General features: G+C 74.2%; 16 protein-coding genes. 1 reads left to right on the top strand and 15 read right to left on the bottom strand.

Annotation, left to right across the window (positions count from 1 at the left end; genetic code table 11):
- Positions 1 to 13: 13 nt before the first annotated feature.
- The 15 genes from ABZ883_RS40690 to ABZ883_RS40620 all read right to left on the bottom strand — a co-directional run bounded on the left by ABZ883_RS40690 (position 14) and on the right by ABZ883_RS40620 (position 20500).
- Positions 14 to 1873 carry a VgrG-related protein gene (locus tag ABZ883_RS40690; RefSeq protein WP_360916529.1) on the bottom strand — a complete coding sequence of 620 codons (1860 nt, stop codon included), beginning with the start codon at positions 1871 to 1873 and terminating at the stop codon, positions 14 to 16.
- A 61-nt stretch (positions 1874 to 1934) separates the two neighbouring features.
- Positions 1935 to 2702 carry a LysM peptidoglycan-binding domain-containing protein gene (locus tag ABZ883_RS40685; RefSeq protein ID WP_360916526.1) on the bottom strand — a complete coding sequence of 256 codons (768 nt, stop codon included), beginning with the start codon at positions 2700 to 2702 and terminating at the stop codon, positions 1935 to 1937.
- Positions 2703 to 2760: 58 nt separating this feature from the next.
- Positions 2761 to 3201: a phage tail protein gene (locus ABZ883_RS40680; protein WP_360916523.1), complete on the bottom strand. Its 441-nt coding sequence runs from the start codon at positions 3199 to 3201 to the stop codon at positions 2761 to 2763.
- Between the two features lie 47 nt (positions 3202 to 3248).
- Positions 3249 to 5642: a hypothetical protein gene (locus tag ABZ883_RS40675; RefSeq protein ID WP_360916521.1), complete on the bottom strand. Its 2394-nt coding sequence runs from the start codon at positions 5640 to 5642 to the stop codon at positions 3249 to 3251.
- An 18-nt stretch (positions 5643 to 5660) separates the two neighbouring features.
- Complete coding sequence (locus ABZ883_RS40670; protein ID WP_360916518.1) at positions 5661 to 5819, bottom strand: DUF6760 family protein; 159 nt, start codon at positions 5817 to 5819, stop codon at positions 5661 to 5663.
- Positions 5816 to 6313: a hypothetical protein gene (locus ABZ883_RS40665; RefSeq protein ID WP_360916516.1), complete on the bottom strand. Its 498-nt coding sequence runs from the start codon at positions 6311 to 6313 to the stop codon at positions 5816 to 5818. Before ABZ883_RS40665 ends, ABZ883_RS40670 begins: the two co-directional genes overlap by 4 nt.
- Positions 6303 to 6746 carry a phage tail protein gene (locus ABZ883_RS40660; RefSeq protein ID WP_360916513.1) on the bottom strand — a complete coding sequence of 148 codons (444 nt, stop codon included), beginning with the start codon at positions 6744 to 6746 and terminating at the stop codon, positions 6303 to 6305. The genes ABZ883_RS40665 and ABZ883_RS40660 overlap by 11 nt, the downstream gene beginning before the upstream one ends.
- A gap of 55 nt (positions 6747 to 6801) precedes the next feature.
- Positions 6802 to 8361 carry a phage tail sheath subtilisin-like domain-containing protein gene (locus ABZ883_RS40655; protein ID WP_360916510.1) on the bottom strand — a complete coding sequence of 520 codons (1560 nt, stop codon included), beginning with the start codon at positions 8359 to 8361 and terminating at the stop codon, positions 6802 to 6804.
- 162 nt (positions 8362 to 8523) lie between these two features.
- Positions 8524 to 11931: a hypothetical protein gene (locus tag ABZ883_RS40650; protein ID WP_360916507.1), complete on the bottom strand. Its 3408-nt coding sequence runs from the start codon at positions 11929 to 11931 to the stop codon at positions 8524 to 8526.
- A gap of 31 nt (positions 11932 to 11962) precedes the next feature.
- Positions 11963 to 12169, bottom strand: a complete 207-nt coding sequence (locus ABZ883_RS40645) for a hypothetical protein (protein WP_360916504.1) — start codon at positions 12167 to 12169, stop codon at positions 11963 to 11965.
- A gap of 52 nt (positions 12170 to 12221) precedes the next feature.
- Complete coding sequence (locus tag ABZ883_RS40640; protein WP_360916502.1) at positions 12222 to 12926, bottom strand: DUF4157 domain-containing protein; 705 nt, start codon at positions 12924 to 12926, stop codon at positions 12222 to 12224.
- Positions 12927 to 13074: 148 nt separating this feature from the next.
- Entirely contained in the window at positions 13075 to 15192 is a 2118-nt protein-coding gene (locus ABZ883_RS40635; RefSeq protein WP_360916499.1) for an ATP-binding protein, read from the bottom strand.
- Entirely contained in the window at positions 15189 to 15821 is a 633-nt protein-coding gene (locus tag ABZ883_RS40630) for a DUF4255 domain-containing protein (protein WP_360916496.1), read from the bottom strand. The genes ABZ883_RS40635 and ABZ883_RS40630 overlap by 4 nt, the downstream gene beginning before the upstream one ends.
- An 18-nt stretch (positions 15822 to 15839) precedes the next feature.
- Positions 15840 to 19604, bottom strand: coding sequence for a hypothetical protein (locus ABZ883_RS40625; RefSeq protein WP_360916493.1), 3765 nt, complete (start codon positions 19602 to 19604; stop codon positions 15840 to 15842).
- 242 nt (positions 19605 to 19846) lie between these two features.
- Positions 19847 to 20500: a response regulator transcription factor gene (locus tag ABZ883_RS40620; RefSeq protein ID WP_360916490.1), complete on the bottom strand. Its 654-nt coding sequence runs from the start codon at positions 20498 to 20500 to the stop codon at positions 19847 to 19849.
- 258 nt (positions 20501 to 20758) lie between these two features.
- Here ABZ883_RS40620 and ABZ883_RS40615 point away from each other — a divergent pair, with 258 nt between their 5' ends.
- Positions 20759 to 22060, top strand: coding sequence for a hypothetical protein (locus tag ABZ883_RS40615; protein ID WP_360916487.1), 1302 nt, complete (start codon positions 20759 to 20761; stop codon positions 22058 to 22060).
- Positions 22061 to 22147: the final 87 nt, after the last annotated feature.

Raw genomic sequence — 22147 nt, 5'->3', positions numbered from 1 at the left:
CCTGGCGCTCCTCTTAGTTGATCTTGACCAGTGCGGCGCTGATGGAACAGGTCGCGCCGCCCTTGATCTCGGTGCTCGCGGTGCCGTTGACGCCCACGGTGGTGCCCTTGACGTCCACCTGGCCCTGGGTCTGGAGGCTGAGCGCACCCGATCCGCCGTCGAGTGCCACGCCACTGCGCGCGGTGACCTTCACCGACTGCCCCGACAGCTCCAGGCTGCCGGAGCCCGCGTCGACGCTGACGCCCTGCTCGGCCTTGACGATCACCTTCTGCCGGGCCTCCACCTCGACACTGCCGTCGCTGCGCACGACGACCTTGGTGGCCTGCTGGTCGAGATGGAGGGTGAGCTTGCCGTCGCCGGTGGACATCCGTACGCCCTGCGGGCCGCCCGACACGTCGAGCAGTTCCACCCGGTTGCCCGAACGGGTCACCAGCGAACGGCGGTTGACCGCGCCCGAGGTGGAGTCCACGAGCGGCGCGTCATGGGCGGACGGCTTGTCCTGACCGTTGTAGAGGCTGCCGAGCACGTACGGGCGGTCGACCATGCCCTGCTCGAAGCCGACCAGCACCTCGTCCCCGACCTCGGGGCCGAACACCCCGCCGCCGCCCTTCCCGCCGAGACCCGCCGTGCGGGCCCAGTCGCTGACGTAGTCGTCGGACAGCCAGGGGAAGGCCAGCCGGACCCGGCCGAGGTCCTCGGGGTCGCGGGTGTCGGTGACGGTCGCGTTGACCAGGCCGCCGATCCGGCCCGCCGCCGCGCCGTACCCCGCGCCTCCGCCGGAGGCGAGCCCGTACAGCGAACGGTCGGAGCGGCCGCCGACGGTGAGCCACGTCTGGTAGCCGGTGTCGGGGTCGAAGACATGCCGGCTGGCGGTGATCGTGTACTTGCCCTCGAACGGCGGCCCGACGTTGGCCAGGGTCACCGCCGTCCCCGCGCGCAGCCGCGGGATGCCCATCGCCACCGCGTCCACCTCGGCGAGCGAGGCGGCGAGGTCGGCGGCCAGCGCCCGGGCCGCCTGGTCGGCGGCGGACTGGGTGCCGTAAGGGGTGTCCGTGGCCAGGAACACCGCCTGGCCGAACGGTGCCGCGGCCTGCCCGGGCGTGAGCCCCAGCGACAGCCGGTCCCCCCGGTCGGCGGGCGCCTGGCCGACCACGGCGGCCTTGGCCTGCACGTCCCAGCCGCGCACCTCCACCCGCTGCACCTGGTCGGCGGCGGTCACGGCGGCGTGGCAGCGCAGCAGGTTCCGCCCGAACTCCAGCACGTACGGACTGGCCTCCGGCCGGGTGGCCGGGTCGGGGGCGGCCGCGGCCCGCGAGGGCACCCGGAAGCAGAACTTGCCGTCGCTGACGGACACTTCGGCCCCCGCGAGATCCGCCAGCCGGTGCAGGAACTCCCAGTCGGTGACACCGGGCTGCGCCAGGTGCTCGTACACCGTCGTCGTCGTGTCGACCGTGCCCACCGGCAGTCCGGCGCGGCGGGCGACCTGCACGGCCACGTCCGACGCCGTCATCTGCCGGTACCCCGCCACATGCCGGCCGCGGAAGAAGCGGTGGGCGTGGTCGAGGCCGCGGACGACGGTGAAGGTCCCGGTGCTGTCCAGGTCGACCTCGACGGCGGTCACCTCGCCGGATACCAGCAACTGCCGCTCCGGGTCGTCGCCGGCGCGGGCGAACACCTTGACCGGGGTGCCGATGGTGATCCCCGTCTTCCGCAGGACCGTGTGCTGGGGGTCGCGGAAGCGGAGCACGAACAGGTCGGGAAGCCGGACGCTGCCGTCCACGTAGGCGGAGACCAGCAGTTCGGCCGTGTCGGGCGGCAGCGGCGCGCCGCCGGCCTCCACGGCCAGGGTGTTCGCGAAGGTCTCTCCGGCCATCGTGGGTGGTCCGTCCTCTCCTGGTGCTGTGCTGATGCTGTGCCGATCCTTTGGGCGTGTGTCAGGTGCCGAGTTCCTCCGCCGCCGGAAGCAGCAGGGTGCTCCCCGGGCGCAGCCGCATCGGGTCGTCGATGCCGTTCGCCTCCGCGATGTCCCGCCAGGCGGCCGGGTCGCCGTACTCCCGGAAGGCCAGCAGCGGGAGCGTGTCGCCGGTCACCACGTGGTGCACCCGCCGGGCGGCCAGCGCCCCGGACGTGGGGTTCTGGCCCGGCAGTTGCGCGGAGAGCTCCTCCAGCGTGACCTGGCACACCGCCCGGATCGGCAGACCGCCCGCCGTGAACAGCGTGTACTTCGCCTGGACCTGGCTGATGTACCCGACGAAGCCGGTCAGCCCGCCCCAGTGGAAGATGACGAACGGCGGCGTGCCGGCCTTCTTGTCGTGCGTCCGGTCGGTCGGAACACAGCACGAGAAGAGCTTCTCGACGGCGGTGACCACCTTGCTGTCCTGCGCCCCGGTGGCATCGAAGAACATCTCCAGCGTCAGCTTCGACGGCTCGGGCCCCGTGAACTCCGCGGGGCCCGCGGTCTTGGCACCGCGCGCGGTCTTGCGTTCCCACTTCGCCGACTTGGCGAGGGTCAGCTCCTTCGGGTTGAACTGGAACTCGATCGTGTCCAGGGGCGGCCCCGGCGTGCCCGTGCCCCCGTCCGCGGGCGGGTGCCGCAGCTCCAGATACGCGCGCTCGAGCTTGGGCCGCGACCCGGCACCGGCGGCGGACCCCTTGGTCCCGCCCGGCGAGGCGGCGGTGAACGCGACGGGTGAGGACGGCATCGGCGGTGCTCCTTCTCCGGGTCGTCGGGCGGGGTGTCGGGCCGGGTGTCGCGCGGGATCAGCCGGCGGAGAGGAACCCGTGGTGGGCGATCTCCAGGGTCTCGGTCGCCACCTTGGGCGTCTCCGGGCTCAGCGACGGCCCCTGCCAGCGCACCGGCACGACGTCCAGCAGGCTCCAGCGGGCCACCACGGTCCCGTCCATCGTCATCGCGCTGATGTGCCCCGTCTTGCGCGTCACCCCGGACACCATGCCGGCGATCCACTGGGTGACCTTCGCAGTGTCCTTCGTGACGGGGCGGCTGAGCTTGATGTTCGAGAACTTGATACGGGACGGCAGCTGCCACACGTACCCGTTGTTCCCGCCCTCCTCGCGCTGCTCCATGACCACTTCGCAGGCCAGGCCCTCGCAGCTGTTGAAGGAGCCGAGACTGAAGTCGTCGATCTCCACGATGAAGCAGACGCTCACGGCGGGATCCTCGTCGGCTGCGGCCGCGGTCATGGGCTGCGTTCCTCTCTCTTGAGGTCTCTTGCGGGTGTACGGCGTGCTCAGTGGCGGGAGTCCAGGCGCAGGCCCGCGCGTTCGCGGTCGAGCCGCAACTCGGCCCTGAGCAGTCGGCTGAGGGGGGCGAGCAGGCGGTGCACGAGTTCGTCGGTGCTCTCGGCCGCCCTGGGCGGCTCCGGGGAGGGAGCGGCGGCGGGTGCGGGTGGCGGCGTGATCGGCGCCGCGGTGGGTGCGGGGGACGGCAGCGGAGCTTCTGTCTCGCGCTGCGCCACGGCAGGGACGGGCGCGGGCGGCGCGAAGACCACCGATCCGTCCGCCGCCCGCTGCGCGATCCCCGCCGCGACCGCCACCGACCCCGGGTCGCCCGGCACCGTCCCGGGGGCGGACCGCTGAAGGGGAGCCACCGAGGGCGCACCCAGCCTCTGCACGGCGAACGGGCTCCCGGCGGCGGCCTTCGGCTGCCCGGCGTACCGCTGCGGCACCGGGACGACGGGCGCGGCCGGGACCACGACGGGCGGCCCGGCCGACGGCTCGGCGTGCCGCTGCTCAGGAGCCGGAACCGGGACCGGGCCGACGGGAACGGACGGCCGCCCGGCCGGGACCACGATCGGCAACCCGGCGGATCGCTGGACAGGGACCGGCTCGACCGGAACGCCCGGGACCACGACGGGCAGCCCCGCCAATGGCTCCGCGAACCGCTGGACAGGAGCCGGAACCGGGACCGGCTCGACGGGAACGGACGGATGACCGGGCGGCACCGGCACGCGTCCGGTCCGGAACGGTTCGGCGACCGGGGTCGTGGAAGCCGGACCCACGGGCGGCGCCGCGGAGCGCTGGACGTGTGCCCGCTCGGCTCGCGGCGGCGCTGCGGCAACCCGCCGCGCGGTGGCCGGAGTTCCCCCGCGCGGCGCTTGCGGCGCCGGTGGGTCCCCCGCGTCTCGCTGAACCGGTGGCATCGGACGCCCGTCCGTCGTGCCCGAGGCGACAGTCCCCTCGGGGCGCGACCAGACGAGGGGGAGGACGCGAAGCGCGGCCGGGGCGTCGGCGGCGGGTTCGGGCTCACTCGGGGTCGGTACGGACCTGAGCTCCAGGCCGCGATCACCCAGCAGCCCTGCGACGGGCCCCGGTTGGGGCGCCTCGGGGGCAGCCTCCGGCCCCGCCAGGCGCTGGATCCGTACCGGCGGCACGTCCATGACGACGACCGGTGCGGGCACGCGTGCGGGCGGGACGGCCTCAACGGCGGCCAGGGGCACGTCGGTTGCGGCGGGGACGCGCTGCACCAGGGCCGACCCACCCGTGGCGGCCCGGTCGGGTGCCCCGGCCGGAGACATCCGCCGCGGCACAGGCGAGTCGTCGGCCTCCTGACGCTGCACCAAGGGCGCCGACTCCCCCAGCAGGGGTGCGAGGGGGGCTGCCTCGGGCGGGGTGGTCGGCGCGGGCGGAACGGGCACCTGAGTGAGCGGTTCGCCGATCCGCCCCAGCTTCGGGCGGGAGCCGGGTGCCGGAGCTGCCGAATCCGGTGCGGCGTGACGCTGGACGGGCGGCGCCTGGGGCACCGAGGACAGCGGCGCGCCGAGTCCCAGCGGGCGCGCCCGCTGCACGAACGACGCCGACGCCTGGCCGGGTACGGACGATGCGGGCACCTGCGCAGACTCCGGCGCGGACACCGCCTCGGGCGCCGGATCCGTCAGCGGCGCACGCTCTCCCACCAACGGCCGCTCCACAGCCGCCGGTTCCGGCGCCGACACCGAGGACAGCGGCGCGCCGAGTCCCAGCGGGCGCGCCCGCTGCACGGACGGCGCCGACGCCTGGGCGGGTACGGACGATGCGGGCACCTGCGCAGACTCCGGCGCGGACACCGCCTCGGGCGCCGGATCCGTCAGCGGCGCACGCTCTCCCACCAACGGCCGCTCCACAGCCGCCGGTTCCGGCGCCGGCACGGTCTCCTCCGGCACGTGCACGGAGGGCACATCGGAGCTGGCGCGCTCCGCGGGCAGCGTGCGGACCGGCAGTTCGACCGCCCGGGCCACCGTGAAGCGGCCCGCGGGCGCCTCCGGCCGCACCTGGCGCTGCACCTGCGCCGGCGCCTCCGCACCCGGGCCCACGCGCACGGCCTGACGGACCGGCAGGTCCGTCGCCCGCTGCGCTGGGGCGACCGGCTCGGCCACCCCGTGCACCACGCCGCCGGGGGCCGCCTCACTCACGAAGTGGCCCAGCGGTCCCGCCGAGAAGGACGGGTTCTGCCAGGTCGAAAGCCCCGCTTTGAACGCGTCGGGCGCGCTCACCAACGCGGGCGCCCCGAACGTCGAACGCTGCACGACGAGCCCGCGCCATTCGCCGCGGGGCGGCGGGGCGGACTGCCGCTCACCCGCCGCCGCGTTGCCCGCAGCCGCGTCGCCCGCGGCCGGGCCGTCCCGTCCGAGCAGTCTCCCCCACATCCCCCGGATCCCCACGGCTCACCGGTCCGCGGCGGCGAGCTGGTTGAACCGGGCGATCCGGTCCAGGTAGCGGCGGCGTTCGGGATGTTCGAGGTCGAGGATGGCGTCCAGGGGCCAGTGGAAGTGGTAGGCGATGTACGCGACTTCGTCGTACAGGTCGTCGGTCGCGTACGTCACGATTCCCCCAGGCGCTCACCCGCCAGGTCGACCGCGAACGCCGCCGCGCAGGACGGGCAGGTGACCTGGGCGCGGGTGTGGCCCTCGGCGTTGATCCGGCGGTAGAAGTCCTGGAGGAAGGCGAGGTCGGAGGCGAACATGTCCTCGATGACCCCGGCGTGCACGTCGGTGAGGGTGCCGAGCCTGACCACGACCCGGCCGAGCAGCACGACGGACAGGTAGGCGGGGTTCTCGCGCACGCGGTCGTCGCGCAGCGGCACGAGTTCGTCGCGTGCCGTGGACAGCCGCATCACGCCGTTGCGGTGCACCTGCCCGGAGCCGTCGACGTATCCGCGGGGCAGTTCGAAGGGGAACTCGGTGCGCAGCGACTCGGACCGGCCGGCCGCCTCGGCGGACGGGCCGCCGTCCGCGTCCGGGCGGCCCGCGGCGTTCTGTTCTGCCTCGGCGACGGCCGGGGCGGTCATCTGACGGCGCATCAGTGCATCACTCGACATCCATGGACTCGTAGGTGATGACGACCTTCTCGGTCAGCACGCTGGTGTCGCCGGCCTTCAGGGAGCCGATCTCCAGGCTCTTGGGCCAGGCGTTGACCAGGGTGTACCGCTTGATGGCGGTGCCCTCGTAGTCGTAGACGATGATCGCGCCGCCCTTGCGGACCGAGCCCATCTTGCCGAACCGCGAATCCTTGATCCACTTCTCGAAGCTCTGGTCGGAGGTGAGGCCCCGGGTGAGGGTCACCTCGCCGGCCTTGGGCCGGCCGGGCAGCTTCTTGATCATGTACTTGCCGTCGGCGGTGTTCTGCTTCAGCTCGATGACGTCCTGTTCCATCTTCAGGCCGGTCACCTCGGTGATCTGCTTGATGACGACGCCGTCGAACTCCAGGCCGAAGGAGTGGCCCACCGAGGTGTCGAGGTCGGGAAGTGCCATGAGGGGCTACCTGCCTTCCGGGGTAGTCGGGGTCAGCGGTGGTGGGGTCGGCCGGTCACTCGTCGACGAGGCTGGTGCCGCCGGAGAACTGGGAGAGCCGGAAGATCACGAACTCGGCCGGCTTGACGGGCGCGATTCCGATCTCGCAGACCACCTGCCCGGCGTCGATGCCCTCGGCGGGGTTGGTCTCGCGGTCGCACTTCACGTAGAACGCCTCGTCGGGAGTGAGGCCGAACAGCGCGCCCCGGCGCCACTCGTTGACCAGGAAGGCGGAGATCGTACGGCGGATCCGGGCCCACAGCGCGTCGTCGTTCGGCTCGAAGACCACCCACTGGGTGCCGATCAGGATCGACTCCTCCAGGTAGTTGAAGAGCCGGCGCACGTTCAGGTAGCGCCACGACGGGTCGGAGGACAGCGTCCTGGCACCCCACACCCGCACACCGCGGCCCGGAAAGGCCCGGATGCAGTTGACGCCGATCGGGTTGAGCAGGTCGTTCTCCGCCTTGGTGAGCTGGGTCGCCAGCTCCACCGCGCCGCGGACCACCTCGTTGGCCGGCGCCTTGTGCACCCCGCGGCTCTCGTCGCTGCGGGCCCAGACCCCGGCCATCGCCCCGCTCGGCGGCACGAACCGCGTCTGGCCGGTCGCGGGGTCGGCCACCTTGATCCACGGGTAGTACAGCGCCGCGTACTTGGAGTCGTACCCGGCGCCCGTCTGCCGCCAGTCCTTGACCTGCTGGGCGTTCAACTCGGGCAGCGGGTCGATGATGGCCACCCGGTTCCCCATGAGCTCGCAGTGCGCGATCATCGCCAGCTGCACGGCCTTGACGCCCTCGGCGTCCAGCGCGCCCTGCTCGAAGGCGCTCATCAGGTCGGGCACGGCGAGCATGGTGACCTCGTCCACGGCCTCCAGGCCGGCGAAGCCGGTGCGGTCCGCGGAGTTGCCGACGTAACTCTCCGGGCTGATGGCGGCGGGCACCACGGCGGGGCCGGCGCCCGCGGGCGGCACGGCCACGGTCTGGTTGCCGGGGCGGCCCGCGGTCTGCCCGGCGGCCTCCTCGACGGTGATCAGCCGGGACTTCTCGCGGACGACGGTGACCACGTAGTTGCGCTGGCTGCGCTTGGCGGAGACGTCGAAGGTCTCCTCGGCGCTGTCACCGCGCCGGACGATCAGGGTGAACGCCTCCTCGCCCTCCGCGTCGGCCACCTCCACACTCAGGCCGTCCCCGGTGCCGTCCAGCGCGGCGACCTGGAAGCCGTCGAGCGCGACGCGCGGTCCCGCGGCCACGGCGGCCGCCTTCCCGCGTTGCTTGCCCGCGCCACGGGCCGGCGCGGGCGCCCCGGCGTCGGCCTGCTCGCCGCCGACACGCACGACGTAGCAGGTGCCGCCGCCGTTCAGGAAGTAGCCGTAGACCGCGTGCGCGAGGTAGGCGCCGTCGACGAAGTCACCGAAGGTCTGGGTGAACTGGCTCCAGTTCGTCACCAGCGTGGGCGTGTTGAACGGCCCCTCGACCGCCAGCCCCACGAACGCGGCGACCGCCGTCCCCACGCCCTCGATGGGGCGCGACCCGGCCTCCACCTCTTCCACATAGACGCCCGGCGACAGGTACGACGGCATCGCGGATCCTCCCCCTGCAACATGATTGGCCGCGTCCAGCGTGGCGCGCGGGGCGCGCGCGGGTCATGACCTGCCGTTCCGCCCGGGGGGAAGGGGGGCATGCCCCTTCGGGCAGGGACGCGAACCCGAGTACCGCGGGTGTCCGGTCGATCGGCGGTGCCATCACGTCACCTCGGCCTTGGCCGGCCGCCCGTTCACCGTCCACCCCGACGCGATCAGGGTTGCCGCGGCATTGGTCCCGGTGCCCTCCCAATCCCGGTGTTCCTTGGCTGTGTAGACGATGGACTTGGCAACTGTGCCGCCCCCGGCGCGACCCTGCAGCCTGGCCAGCAGGGCGTCCAGTGTGGCGGTGCACTGCGGGCAGGGCCCCCTGCCGACCACTCGCAACGCGATCCCGAGGATCTTCGCATTCCGGTCCACCGATGTTTCGATCCAGCGAGCGAACTGATACTCGGCGTGGCTCACATGGGAGCCACGCACCGGATCCCCGGTGTTCCATGTGCGAACGCGGGCCACCTTCTCCCCCGGCCCAAGCGGCGCAATCTCGCCACCGGTGCTCGTGCCACGGCTCTTCTTCCCACCCGTCCCCTCTATCGCAGCAGGCAACTCCCCCATCACGGAGCCGTCCGGGCGGAGCCGCCGACCGAACTTCTCCTTGAACACCGGTTCCTTCTCAAAGGTGACTTCTGCTTCGCACCGGACCGTTGCCCGACCGGCGAGACTGTCCTTGGACGGCACGGTGTTCTGCGCGGCCGGTTCCGGTTCCTCGACGGGGGTGAGTTCCATCCCGCCCTCGCGGGTCTCAGGGCTCGCTTCCATGAAGAAGCCGTAGCCCTTGTCGCCTTCCTTGACCACCTGCAGCCGCTTCAGGCCCCGGGACCGAAGGTCGGCCTCGATACCGGCCGCCGCGGCCCGCAAGCCCGTCTCGTCCTTGATGTTCGGCCCGGCGGCCCGCAACCTGGCGTGCGCCTCCGCCTTGATCTGCTTGCTGGCGGTGGTCTCCGCGCCCCTGTCCGTGCCGCGCAGTTTCGACAGAAGCTTCTTGCCCGCGGCGACGATCTTCGCGATGACCCAGTCGACCACCTTCATCACCGGGGCCTGGACCTTGGCGAGGATCGACTTGATCTTCTCGGAGATGCCGCCGAGGCCCAGCAGGCTGGCGAGGAAGTCCAGCACCACCGGGACGGCCTTGGCGAGGCTGTTCTCGATCAGGGCCGGGACGCCTCCGCCGCCGCCGGCGGCGATGCCCTCCACCGAGTCGAGAACCGAGTCCACGAAGCTCTTGATCTGGGCGGCGCGGTTGACGAAGAACATCACCACGTCGTAGATCGCCTTGCACGCGCGGACGAAGGCCGACGCGGGGTTGAGCAGGCTGACGATCCAGGTGATGCCGGCCGTGACGATCTTCTCGGTGATGAAGTCCTGGATCGCGCCGAGCACGGTGTCCTTGATGTCGGACAGCTTCTCGACGATCCATCGCCACAGGCCGCCGACGCCCTCGGTGACCAGGATCCGGACCATGTCGAAGGTCGACTCCAGGGCCTTCATGGCCGGTTCGCCGATCGCCGTCACCACGCGGGTGCGGATGTTGTTCCAGGTGAGGCCGAGGATCGACAGCACCAGTTTGACGATGCCCTTGGCGTCGAACGTCTCCGGGATCTCGATGCCGCCCGCCGAGAGCTGCCCGAAGAGCCACTGCTTCAGGCCGTTCTTCAGGTGGTCGCCGATCCGCTCGGCGAAGCCCGTCACGCCCGCCTTGACCGCGTTCACGAGGTTGCCGAGGAACTCGACCGGCCGGGCGATGATCTTGTCGATCGCGCCGGCGGCCCGGGCCAGCACCCCCAGCAGCATGTCCTTGAGCTGGAGCACGGTTTTGGCGGTCTCGGCGATCGCGTCCTCGGCCTTGCTGAGCAGCCCCTTGTTCTCGGCCTGGAGGGACGTGATCTCCTCGTCCAGCTCCTTGCGCGCCGCGCTGTAGCGCTGGGCGAGGTCCTGGACCATGCCCTGGGACTTCTCCGTGACGGAGGAGTCGAGCCGGTCGAAGTCGCCGCCGATGGACTGCGCGGCCTGGTCGGCGAACTGCTTCAGCTGTGGCGGCTGCCGGGCGACGATCGCGGCGACGTCCTCCCGTCCCTTGGCGATCCGCAGGGTGGCCTCACCGAGCCGCCGGCCGATGAGGTCGGCGATGTCGGAGACGACCTTCTGCATGTCGCGCTCGTAGAGCCGCCTCGACTCCACAAAGATCTGGTCCGCCTCGGGAGGCAGGTCCGTCACCAGGTCCGCGACCCAGCGGGCGGCTCCGTCGAGGCCGGAGTACCGCGCGTCCTTGTAGCGCTCCATCCGCGCCCGGTGGTCGGCCGTGAACGCGTCCTTGGCACGTTTCTGACCGGTGTCGAACGCGGTCTCGACCTCGCCGTCGAGGGCCGCGAGGATGCGCTCGGTGTCCGTCTTCGTCGTGTCGAAGACGGCCTTGATCTCCGTGGTCACCGCGGCCCGCGCCTGCTCCTCCCCGCTCTTGGCCGCGCTCTGGCCGCCCGCCGCCCGCGAGGTGGCACCGGCGTGGGCGCCCGCCATCTGCTGCACGCCCGCCGCCCCGACGGCACCGGCCTGCGCCTGTTCGGCGGCGACCCGTGCCTGCTCGGCGGCCCGGTACTGCGCGGGCGCGGTGGCGGCGTGCGCATCGGCTTCGCGCTTGGCGTCCAGGGCCGCGGTGAACTGCGGTTCGTTGGCGTGCGTGAGCTGCTCGGGCGTCAGTTGCGCCTCGGTCATCTGCGCGTCGGTCCGCTGCGGCCCGGTCGAGAGATCGGTCTGCTCCGCGGGCGCGGGCGCCACGGCCGCCGCCCTGGCGTCGGGGGGCACCGGAACGGGCGGGGCGGGCTGCGCCGGCAGCGGGGTGACCGGCTTCTCCACCGCCTTCGACGGGTCGGGCGCGGCTGCGGTCCTCTCGGTGATGTCCTTGGCCGAGTTCTGCCTGCCCGCGGTGACCTGCCCCGCCACCTGCTCCTTCACGGCATCGGCCTTGCCGGACGCGGCGAACTTGTCGGCGTCGTCGAGGGTCTTGGGGGCCTGGGCGGCGATCGCCTGGTTCACGGCGGCGACGAACGCGGCCTTGTCGAAGGGTGCGGGCTTCGCGGTCCCCATCTCGGCGACGTGGGCGGCCTTGGCCTGCGCCTCCTTGTCGTCGGGGGGCGCCGACGCGGCGTCCTGCGCGGCCTTGGCGGCGGACCTCCCGGTGGGATGACGCGTCAGCGCCGCCTTCGTCCGGCCGACCTGGTCGGCGGCGCCCCGGAACCGCGAGTCCTGCGCGGGCGCCAGCCCGGGCGGTGCGACGGGCAGCGCGGACGCACCGCCGGGGTCCAGCCGCTGCACGGCCGTGGTCGCCGTACGCTGTGCCACCAGCCGCGCGACCGCGGCGTTGCCGGCCCGCCCCTGCAGACGCTGGAGGGCTCTCGCGTCGACGCCCCGGGCTGGCGCGCCGGTGGCGGCGGCCGGATCGCCCGGGCGCCGCGCGGAGGCGGGGGCGCGTCCGGCGGACTCCTCCCCCGGCGATCTCTCGGGTACGGCCTTCACCTGGTCACCCCTCGTCGTTCGCGCCGCGGCGTCACTGGTCCGCACCTTTCGGACCGGAGCTCTCCTCGGTGGCCTCGATGACGTGCGCCACCAGGGGTTTGTCGCCCATCGGCAGAGCGACCGCCCCCACGAAGGCGCTGTTCCGGTCGGCGGGCAGGGGCGCGGCCCGGCGCCGTACGGGTGCGGCGGCGTGGACGGTCAGGTCCTCCGCCGGGGGCCGCTCGGACCTGGCCTTCAAGGGTCTCCCCTTCGCTGGGGTCGGCGGGAACCGGGCGACGGCGGGCGGAACGTCATTCCGCCGGCGTCTCCTCCTCCGCGGTCTCCTCGGTCCGCTGCACGAACAGGCCCTGCAGCGAATCCTCTTCCGGTTCCTCGACCTCGCGCTGCACCGCGGGTGCCGCCGGCGCGGGCTGGGCCATCACACGGTCGGCGTTGGCCGCCGCCTCCCGCTCGAAGCGGTCGGACGGATCGCTGACGCGGATGCCGCCGGCCGTCTCCGTGCCGTCCACCGGCCCGGAGCGCTGCTGGACCACATGGGTCAGCTCGTGCGCGAGCGTGGTGCGGCCCTGGTGCGACGACGGGTCGTAGGCGTCGCGCTGGAAGACGACATGGGAACCGACCGTGTACGCATGGGCGTTGACCGCCCGCGCCGAGTCGTGCGCCGCGGAGTCCGTGTGGACGCGGACGTCGCCGAAGTCGTGGCCGAGCCGCGCCTCCATGTCGCCGCGCACCTCGGGGTCGAGGGGCCGGCCACCGGAGCCGATGACGTCGTGCACGGAAGAGGGTTCCTCGGCGCGCCGGTCGTCCAGGGCGGCGCCCACCGCGCTGTTGCCCAGCGACCGCTGCAGGCGCAGGAGTCCGGACGCGCCGAGCACGTCGGCCCGCCCGCCGGCCGCCGCCTTCAGCAGCAGCGGGTCCGGGGCCGCGGCGGACGCGGCGTCGGTCTTGAGGCGTGACCCGGTGGCGAGTTCGCCGTCGTGCTCGTGCTCGTGCATCCGTCCCCCAGCCCGATGGCGTGCTGCGCGCGCTGCGCGTTCCGCGGCGGGCGGCGCCCGCGACCCACGGTCCCACCGGCGGCGGCCCGGCCCCAAGGGCGCCGGGTGCGCACCGCGGGCACCGCTCCCTGCCCCTTCGGGCAGGCCGTCACCGCGTCAGTTCCAGGTACGGGCCGAACTCGCTGGGCAGGCAGAGCCGTCCGAGCTTGCGGTACTCCCGTGCGACCGCCGCCACCAGTTCGGCCATGCCCACCGGCCGCCCCGCCTCGACCGCGAGATACGCGGCCGTGACCGCCGCGGAGCGGATGTCGCCGCCCGCGAGCTCGAACGACCGGCCGCAGAAGGCGAGGTCGAGGTCGTCACCGCGCGGCACCGCGCGGCCCAGGCAGCGGTCCCACAGGGCCTCGCGTTGCGCGGCCTCGGGCAGCGGGAAGTCGACCACGAGGTCGAGGCGCCGGGTGAACGCCTCGTCCAGGTTGGCCCGCAGGTTGGTGGCGAGGACCGCCAGCCCGTCGAAGCTCTCCATCCGCTGGAGCAGGTAGGCGCTCTCGACGTTGGCGTAGCGGTCGTGCGCGTCCTTGACCTCCGAGCGCTTGCCGAACACCGCGTCGGCCTCGTCGAAGAGCAGGACCGCGTTGACGCCCGCCGCCTCCGTGAAGATCCGCTCCAGGTTCTTCTCGGTCTCGCCCACGTACTTGTCCACGACCGTGGCGAGGTCGACGGTGTAGAGGTCCAGGCCCAGCGCCCCGGCGATGACCTCGGCCGACATCGTCTTGCCGGTGCCGGAGTCGCCGGCGAACAGCGCCATGACGCCGCGGCCCCGGCCACCGCCGGGCCGCATGTTCCAGTCGCCGAGGACGCGGTCGCGGTGCCGGGCGCGGGCGGCCAGTTCGCGCAGCTGGCCGAGCACGGGGGGCGGCAGCACCAGGTCGTCCCAGCCGACGCCGGGTTCGATCCGGCGGGCCAGCCGCTCGAGGCCCGAGGTGTTCTGCGCGCGGGCCCCGTACAGCAGGTGGGCGTCGGTGAGCGGGCCGCCGGACAGCAGTGCCTGCTGACGGGCGGTGCGGGCGGCGCGTTCGACCTGTTCCGGGGTGAGGTGGAAGGCCGCGGCGGCGTCGTGGCGTACCGCGGCCGGCGCTTCGGCGCCTTCCGGCTGCCGGGGGGCGGTACGGGCCAGTGCCGCCCGCCACAGCGCGGAGCGCTCGTCGGCGCCGATGCGTTCCACGTCGGCGAGCAGCGGTGCCCGGTCCGCCCATGCGGGGTCCCAGGAGGCCTTGCCCGCGAGGACGACGGGGACGGGGAGCGCGGCCAGCGTCCGCAGCAGTTCCGGCCGTTCGGCGAGCGCTTCCACGGGGGCGGCGACCAGCCCCGCGCCGCGGAGCCCGGCCTCCCGGCCCGCGGTGGCGACGGCCTCCGCGGGGTCGGCGCGCCGGACCAGCCGTCCCAGGTCCAGTCCGAGGGCCCGCCGCCCGGCGGCCGCCAGCGCGTCGGCGGCGACCGAACGCGCGGAGCCGCCCGCGGGCTCGCGCAGGTACACCGGTCCGACCCCGCGCCGCAGCGCGACGGCGACCCGGTCCGCGAGCCCGGTCGGCAGGATGCCGGAGGTCAGCGGGACGAGGAGGTCGATCAGGGCCGGGTCCGGGCTGTCGTCGCCCAGGAGGTGCGCGGTCACCCGGTCCGGCACGCGCAACGCCCGGCTCAGCAGCGGCCGTTCGGGCTCCTCCACCACCAGCAGGCCGCGGGCGACGAGCGGCGCGGCGGCGGACAGCCGCGCCCGGGCCCCGGCGGACGCGGCGGGCGTCCCGCACAGCGCGAGGGCGAGGCCCGCGGTGGGGCGGCGCCGGGTGACGTCGTCGTTGAGGTAGCCGTACAACTGCTCGTAGCGGCGGTCGAGATCGGGCGCGAGGGCGACCAGCAGCAGTTCGGTGTCGAGCGGGAGCAGCCCGAAGTCCTGTTCCAGGCCGTCCAGGCGCAGCGGGGCACCCTCTGCCCGCGCCCGCGCGGCGCGGGCCGCGAGTTCCGCCGCGCGCACCGCGTCCACCGGGTCGGGCCCGGGTACGGTCGCGGGTTCGTCGAGCAGGCGGCGGACCGCGTCGTCGGACAGGTAGATCCCCCGGAAGGGGTCGTCGGGTTCCGGGTCCCCCGCCCGCCGCGCGTCGACGGCCCTGCGGACGCGTTCCTCGACCAGCGCGAGCCGGCCCATGAGGTGGGCGAGGCCGGGGTCGGCGGCGGTGCCCTCTCCGGAGCCGTCCGTCCCGGTGTTCATCGGTTCCTCCGGCGCCGTGCCGGTCCGGGCCGGTCGCCCGACGCGGTCCGCTCCGCCCCCGGTGCCTCCGCGAAGTTCACCTGCAACCCCTCCTCGACGGGCGGCCCCGCCGTGTAGACCGGCGCGACCGTCACCGGCGCGCTGACCACCAGGTCCAGCGACGGTTTCAGCTCGCCTCCCAGAGCGGTCCAGACGTCGGCGAACGCCCGGTCCTCCGGCGGCGGAAGGGCGACCGTCACCGGCACCGGCAGCCCGATGGCGGACAGTTCGGGTCCGAGATCGGTCGCCTTCAGTGCCTCGTGCCGCAGGAAGCACCGCAACAGGGAGGCCAGCAGCCGGTGTTCGTCCTCCGGCCGCTGCGTCCAGGCGCTGATCAGGTAGGAGAGCTTGAAGTAGCGCGGCGGGAGCGTGCGGGCGACGACCGTGCCCTGCTCGTCGTACACGTTCCGCCGGCCCCGCGCACGCTGCCGCAGGTCCTCGCGGATGTCGTAGAGGTAGAGGTTGACGGTCGGGGCGTTGCGGCGGGCGGCCCAGTCGCGGGTGGGCGCTTCGAAGACCACGTCCACGCCGGGCCCGCCGACCTCGGCCCGTACGAGGTCGCGCAGGGCGTCGTCCACTTCGTGGATCATCGGAGCGTCACCGCCGTGTCACCTTCGCCATGTGAAGTCGGACGGCTGAAGCACCCCGGGCACCACGAGGTACGGGGTGCGCACCGGCCCGAAGCGCGGTACGGACGCGCTGTCGGACGTCAGCAACTCCCGCGGCCCGAGGGCGTCCTGGACGAGGACGAGCATCGACGCGGTGAAGGTGCCGTCCGCGCCGGCCCGCACCGGCGCGGCGGCGACCGTCACCCCGTTGCTCCACCGCAGCCGCAGCGCCGCGCCGGGCGGGAAGTGCGTGCCGCGCGCGAGGGCGACCGCGCCCGGCGGCCCGACGGTGGGGGTGAGCCGCACCTGCGGGGCGAGGACGGTGAGCGGCGCGGTGGCCGTGTCGTTGCCGCGGTCGCTGTCGCCGCCGGTGGTGGTGGTGAGGTTGGCGGTGACCTGCCCGGCGAGCGCGTCCGGAACGGTCAGCGGCAGCGACACCGTCGCCGACGCCCCCGGGGCGAGGTCGGTCACGGGGCATCCCGCCGCCGTGGCACAGGTGCCGGTGGTCACCGTCGCGCCCGGCGGCAGGACGACGACCAGCGTCAGGCCGGTGGCCTTCGCCCTGCCCGGGTTGCTGACGGTGACCTTCGCGGTGGCGCCGGGTCCGCCGGTCCACACCGTGCCGGGGGTGACGGCGAGGGCGACCGCGGGGTCGGCCGGTCCGGGGTCCGCGGGCGGCGTCACCGGGGGCGTCGTGACGGGCGGTGTGGTGACGGGGGGCGTGGTGACCGGGCGGTCCTCGACCGTGATCGGGGCCGTCGCGGTGTTGTTGGACCGGTCGGCGTCCTCGGAGGCCGAGGTGACGGTGCCGACCACGTTGCCGCTGAGCGGGTGCGCCGCGCTGACCTCGTGGGTGACGGTGACGGTCCTGCCGGGTTCGAGGTCGCCCAGCGCGCAGCCGCCGGCCGGGCAGGCCGGGGTCGCGCCGCCCACGGTGAGCCCGGTGGGCAGCGTGGGCTGCAGCAGCACGGCCCGGGCGGTGCCCTCGCCGCGGTTCGTCACGGTGTAGACGACGGTCGCCGGGGCGCCCGTCGGCACCTTGGGCGGAGTGACGGTGACGGTGACCGCGGGGTCGCCCGGCAGGGGCGGCGGATCGTTGACGACGACGGTCACGGCGGCCGTGTTGTCCGCCGGCTGATGGTCGATCAGATCGCTCGCCGCGCGCCCGGACACGGTGTACGCCCCCGGCGCGGCGGCCCGCACCGAGACCCGGATGTCCGCCGTGCCGCCGACCGGGAGCCGGCCGACGTCGCAGTGGAGGGCGGAGCAGGTGCCCTGGGACGGGACCGGGTCCCCCACGGCCACCAGGCCCGGGGGCAGCGTGAGGTCGGCCCGGGTGCCGGGGGCGTGCGCGATGCCGCCGTTGACGACGTGCAGCGTCACCACCGCGGTGGTGCCGGTCAGCACGGGCTCGGCGGGCCCGGTCATGGTCACCGACAGGTCGGCACTGGCCTGCCAGGTGGGCCGGCTCTCCTCGCGGTAGAGCCTGCTGGGCAGGATGTCGCCCTCGCCGGTGGCCGGGTCGACGACGGCGATGCGGCGGTCGCGCACCCCGTCCCAGCCGGTCGTCTCGACGTCGATGGCGAGCCGGGAGCCGGTCGGCGACCATGCCGCGCCGTCGGGGCGGACAAAGGGCGCGTCCTCGGCCGCCGGGGCGATCGTCGTGGGGCACGTCGCCGTGGACGGCACCACGCCGCGGCAGGCTCCGCCGTCGCCGCGCATCAGCTGGATCGTGCTGTGCGGGTCGCCCTCGGAGTCGTCGGGACCGCTCCGGGTGAACGCGATGCCGCTGCCGCCGGGGTCGTAGGCGGGCCGCTGGTCGAGGACGTCGCACGGGCCCTCGCCGCACAGGGCGGCCGTCAGGTCCTTCTGCGGGGCGCCCGCGGCCTCCGCCGGCGCGGTCCAGATATGCCGGGGCAGGCTGTCGGGGTCGATCGGCGCCGCGGCCGCGAGCGCGACCCTGGGGCCGGGGTCCACCGGCGGCGGATCAGGGCTCGGCTCCGGGTCGGGGCTCACGTCGGGACTGGGATCGGGGCTCGGGTCCGGGCTCGGGTCCGGGCTGGGATCCGGGCTGGGATCGGGGCTCGGGCTGGACGGGATCTGCGTGCACTGGTGGTACCGGGAGAACGCCAGCGTCGTCCCGTCCGGCGACCAGCTCGGATCGCGGTCGTCCGTGCTGCACGTGGTTCCCTCGGGGGTCTGCGGTGCGTCGACCGTGTACAGCAGCCGTGCGTCGGCCGGACCCGCGGACACGTCGACGACGGAGACGACGGCGTCCCGGCCGGTCTCGCCGACGCCCCGCCAGTGGGTGACGGCCAGCTTCGTGCCGTCGGGCGACCAGGCGACCCGGCCGAACTCCTCGAAGGGGTCCAGACCGTCGTAGCGGAGCGGCACGGCGTCGGCGAGCGCGTCCGAGGGGCCGATCATGACGTGTTTCACATCGCTGCGCACGGCGACGAAGACCGAGTCCAGGAAGGCCAGTCGCCTGCCGTCCGGGGAGTACACCGGGTCGGAGAGGTCGTTCTCGCCATCGCGCGCCGCCCGCAGTTCCAGCCGGTCGACGGGTGTGCGCGAGCGGACGCTCTCGATGTTGACCTGTTCCGGGTCCGACCGGCCGACCAGCACCGAGAGCGGGCCGTCGTCCGCCCGGTACCAGGTCAGGGACTCGGCGGTCCCGAACGCGTCGCCGTCCTCGCCGTTGACGAGCCGCAGGCAGTCCTGGGCGGAGCACGGCGCGGCGGGGTCGACGAGGTACGCGTCGCCGGACAGGAAGGCCAGGCGCTTGCCGTCGGGCGACCAGGCGACCCCGCGCCGGTCCTGGGAGTAGGTGCTGCCCTCGGCGACGACGACCGGAGCGCCGCCGCCGGCCGCGGGTACGAGGGTCAGCTCCTGCGGGTGGTCGCCGGAGACCGCGACGAACGCGATGCGGTCCTGGCCGCCTGCCGGTTCCCAGGCGGGCCGGTACGCGGCGGTCTCCGGCGGGCTGACCCGAACGGGACTGCCGCCGGCGACGGGTACGCGGTACACGGCGTCTTCGTGGCCGTACGCGAGCTGGGTGCCGTCCGGCGACCAGTCGGGGGCACCGCCGTCGGCGACCTTCCGCAGCCCCGATCCGTCGGCGCGCACGACCCACACCTCGGACCCCCAGTAGATGTCGTCCGTACCACGGCTCGCGGTGTCGCAGCGGTCCGCCGACGCGATGCCGTCGTCGTCATCGCCCACCGGGAACGAACCGAAGGCGATCCACTGCCCGTCGGGCGACAGTTTTGGATCCGTCAGCCGCCGGCCGGGCCGCAGCAGCACGGGAGTCACGGGGCCGTCGCCCTTGCGCCGGTAGATGCCCTCGCCGTCGCCCACGCGGTCGCTGACGAACACGACGTCGTCGCCGCGCGCGGCGGCCTGGCAGTCGTCGGCGGCCGCGCCCTGCCCGAGCAGCGGGGCGACCGGGCCGTAGGTGACGGCCGCGCGGCCGATCCCGCCGCACGGCCCGTCGCCCTCGCAGCCGTCCCCGGTGACCGTGGGCAGCCCGACGACCTGGAGGCTGCGGTGCTCGCCCTCACCGCGGTAGGCGATCCGGCCCGGATCGGCGGACGCGGGCGGCGGATCGGCGGACGCGACGTGCGAACCGCCGGAGACCGCGGAGACGGCGACCAGCAGCGAGGCGACGAGGGCGCCGGTGGCCACGAGCGCGAGGACCCACCCGGGCCCGCGGCGGCGCACGGCACGGCGGGCGCGCGGCACCGCCCTGTCGCGGTCGCCCCGCACGACGGCAGCAGCACCGGATACAGCCCGCCGGACCCCTGGGATGAACACACCTCGTCGCACCACGTCGCCCGGCCGTTTCCCCCTCGCCCACCGGTGTGCGGTGCGCCGGCGCCCGGACAGACCTCCTCAGTCACACCCTCGCGCCAGGACGCGTCCGCCATCAGCCGGAGACGGGCAGCGCTTCGGGTACCGGCCGGTGCCCCAAGGGGCACCGCCACCCTCCCGGCCCGTCCGGCGGTCCGTCAGATGAAGCCCATCCGCATCGCGTAGGCCACCGCGTGGGAGCGATTGCGCAGCTGGAGGCGGGTGGTGACGTCGTGCAGGATGTTCTTCACCGTCCGCTCGGAGAAGGCCAGGGTGCGGGCGATCTCCGCGGTGTCCTTGCCCTCCGAGACCAGCCGCAGCACGTCGATCTCGCGCTGCGCGAGTCCGGTGAACGCCAGCCCGCGCGGGTCGAGCACCTGCCGCTGGAGCCGGCCCACCTGGTCGAGGAGGCGGCCCAGCAGATCGGCCGGCACGCTGCCCTCGCCCCGCGCGACCGCGGTGATCGCGTCCGCGAGCCGCTGCGCGGAGGCGTCCGCGCGGCGCACCACGCCGACCACGCCGCACTCGACCGCGGCCACCAGGCCGGTGTCGTCCAGTTCGGTCGCGACGAGGACGGTGCGCCCCTCGCCGCCGCGCTGCAGGCGCCGCAGCGCCTGGAGTTCGGGCTCCCCGACCCGGTCGGCCGCGAACACCGCGACAACCTTGTCGGTGCCGTCGTCCTCGCTCTCCGCGAGCAGACGCAGTTCGTGGCGGGTCCGCAGCTGACCGGCCAGCCCCGCCTGCGTGATCGGGTCCTGCGCGGTCAGCCGGACCGGAATCCGCTCGGTGCCGCTGCCCCCCTGGTACTGCATGGCTCCCCCTTGATGCCCTTCGAGCTGTGCTGTCCCCTGCGGACGCGCGGGACCGGAGCAGTGGTCCCGGCCTCGCATCCGGTCCCGCCGGCCCGCCGGGAGCAGCCCAATGCCCCCGGCCCGCACTTCCATTCGAGAGCCAGTGAACACGGGGGCAGTCAGCAGGCACTCCACAGGGACTCAACGGGCAGCCGATCCTGCCCTCGGAGGTGTCCGTACGGGGCGGTGCACGAAAGGAGAGGTCTCTAGGTTCGTGCCATGACCACATCTGCTCATCTGGACGCGGCCCCCGTCCCGGTGCTCCCGGGCGAGGAGGCCAGGATCACGCTGGAGCTGCGCAACACCGGCTCCATCGTCGAGGCGTACGGCTTCGAGGTCCTGGGGCCCGCCGCCGGATGGACGGAGGTCGAGCCGGTCACGATCTCCCTCTACCCCGACACCGCCGGCCAGGTCACGCTGGTCGCGCGGCCGCCGCGCGACTCCTCGGTGCCCCCGGGCGACCTGGCGTTCGGCGTGCGCGTACTGCCGCAGGAGCGGCCGGAGACGGCCACCGTCCCCGAGGGCGTCCTGCGCATCCTGCCGTACGAGCAGGTGACCGCGGAGATGACGCCGACGATGGCCCAGGGGCGCGGCCGGGCCCGCTACCGCATAGCTGTCGACAACCGGGGCAACCACCCGGTGGCGGTCTCCTTCGCCGGCACCGACCGCTCGCAGGCGCTGCGGTTCGGCCTGCCGTCCGCGCCCGTCGTGGTCGAGCCGGGCCGTGCGGCCTTCGTGCAGATGCCCGTGCGGCCCAAGCGCACCCTGTGGCGCGGTGTCGCCGTACCGCACTCCTTCCAGGTGACGGCGGTCCCGAAGGCGCCCGGCGACGACGCGCCGGCGACGGCCGCCGGGCCCGTCGTCCTCGACGGCACCTACGTCCAGCAGCCGGTGCTCAGCAGCGGGCTGGTGCGGGCCGCCGCGGCGGTGGTCGTGCTGGCGGGCGTCCTCCTCGGCGTCTGGTACGGGCTGCTGCGCCCCGCCGTGCGGAGCGCCGCGAAGGAAGCCGTGAAGGTCCCGGTCGAGGCGGCGGCCTCGCAGGCGGCGGACGCGAACAAGAAGGCGGACGACGCGAAGGCCGCGGCACGGGGCGCCGAGCGGGCGGTCGAGTCGACCGGCGGGTCCTCACGTCCCGTGAGGCCCGGTGAAGGGGTCGTGCCGCCCGTGGACGCCACGCTCTTCTCCACCCGTCTGACCGCCGCCGGCTCGGCGGGCGGCACCGACGCGGACACCTACACCGTTGCGGCCGGCAAGACCCTGCGCCTCACCGACCTCGTCCTGGAGAACCCGCAGGGCGACTCGGGCGTCGTCACCATCACGGTGGGCGACAGGACCCTGCTCGCCCCGGCGCTGGAGAACTTCCGCGAGCAGGACTTCCACTGGGCCTCGGCGATCCTGGTGCCGGAGAAGCAGAAGGTCACCGTCACGGTCGCCTGCCGCAAGCCCGGCACGCCGCCCGACACCACTCCGGCCCCGACGGCGTGCAACGCCGCGGCGCTGATCAGCGGAACGCTGGAGTAGGCGACGGTCGTACGCGCCACCGGGGCGCCGCGGGGACCTGACCCCCGCGGCGCCCCGGGCGGGGGCCGGCCGCGTGGGGCGCCCGGG

It is taken from the genome of Streptomyces sp. NPDC046977 (genome assembly GCF_040644455.1).
GTDB lineage: Bacteria > Actinomycetota > Actinomycetes > Streptomycetales > Streptomycetaceae > Actinacidiphila.
The sequence above is the reverse complement of the archived record's forward strand: the minus strand, read 5'-3'. Positions and strand labels throughout refer to the sequence as shown.

Coding starts and splice junctions, on each gene's coding strand:
- ABZ883_RS40690 (WP_360916529.1), bottom strand. CDS start 1,873: ATGGCCGGAGAGACCTTCGCGAACACCCTGGCCGTGGAGGCCGGCGGC.
- ABZ883_RS40685 (WP_360916526.1), bottom strand. CDS start 2,702: ATGCCGTCCTCACCCGTCGCGTTCACCGCCGCCTCGCCGGGCGGGACC.
- ABZ883_RS40680 (WP_360916523.1), bottom strand. CDS start 3,201: ATGACCGCGGCCGCAGCCGACGAGGATCCCGCCGTGAGCGTCTGCTTC.
- ABZ883_RS40675 (WP_360916521.1), bottom strand. CDS start 5,642: ATGTGGGGGAGACTGCTCGGACGGGACGGCCCGGCCGCGGGCGACGCG.
- ABZ883_RS40665 (WP_360916516.1), bottom strand. CDS start 6,313: ATGTCGAGTGATGCACTGATGCGCCGTCAGATGACCGCCCCGGCCGTC.
- ABZ883_RS40660 (WP_360916513.1), bottom strand. CDS start 6,746: ATGGCACTTCCCGACCTCGACACCTCGGTGGGCCACTCCTTCGGCCTG.
- ABZ883_RS40655 (WP_360916510.1), bottom strand. CDS start 8,361: ATGCCGTCGTACCTGTCGCCGGGCGTCTATGTGGAAGAGGTGGAGGCC.
- ABZ883_RS40640 (WP_360916502.1), bottom strand. CDS start 12,926: ATGCACGAGCACGAGCACGACGGCGAACTCGCCACCGGGTCACGCCTC.
- ABZ883_RS40635 (WP_360916499.1), bottom strand. CDS start 15,192: ATGAACACCGGGACGGACGGCTCCGGAGAGGGCACCGCCGCCGACCCC.
- ABZ883_RS40630 (WP_360916496.1), bottom strand. CDS start 15,821: ATGATCCACGAAGTGGACGACGCCCTGCGCGACCTCGTACGGGCCGAG.
- ABZ883_RS40620 (WP_360916490.1), bottom strand. CDS start 20,500: ATGCAGTACCAGGGGGGCAGCGGCACCGAGCGGATTCCGGTCCGGCTG.
- ABZ883_RS40615 (WP_360916487.1), top strand. CDS start 20,759: ATGACCACATCTGCTCATCTGGACGCGGCCCCCGTCCCGGTGCTCCCG.